Annotated in this window: 1 rRNA gene; it reads right to left on the bottom strand. The window is 49.1% G+C overall.

The window, feature by feature from the left end:
* Positions 1-224 precede the first annotated feature (224 nt).
* Positions 225-558: ribosomal RNA gene (locus AC1RO5_RS30890) — 16S ribosomal RNA — on the bottom strand; the annotation flags it as partial.

Below are 558 nucleotides of genomic sequence, written 5' to 3'. Positions count from 1 at the left end.
AGCCTGATCCGTTACCAGTGAAAGTAACGTTCAGTCTATCTTTCTATCACATACCCAAATTTTTAAAGAACGATCTAATCAAAAGACTAGAAATCAATATTCACAGCAGAATATTCATTTCTAAGCTTTAACGATGCAGGCCACCTTATATGGTCAGCCTATCGTCTTCTTCAATGAATCAAGCAATTCGTGTGGGAACTTATGGAGCAGCTGATGTCGTCGATTAAGGAGGTGATCCAGCCGCAGGTTCCCCTACGGCTACCTTGTTACGACTTCACCCCAGTCATGAATCACACCGTGGTAACCGTCCCCCCGAAGGTTAGACTAGCTACTTCTGGTGCAACCCACTCCCATGGTGTGACGGGCGGTGTGTACAAGGCCCGGGAACGTATTCACCGCGACATTCTGATTCGCGATTACTAGCGATTCCGACTTCACGCAGTCGAGTTGCAGACTGCGATCCGGACTACGATCGGTTTTATGGGATTAGCTCCACCTCGCGGCTTGGCAACCCTCTGTACCGACCATTGTAGCACGTGTGTAGCCCAGGCCGTAAGG

This window comes from Pseudomonas sp. GW822-FHT02G04, from assembly GCF_058802085.1.
Note: the sequence above shows the minus strand (reverse complement) of the source record. Positions and strands in the feature narration are given on the sequence as shown.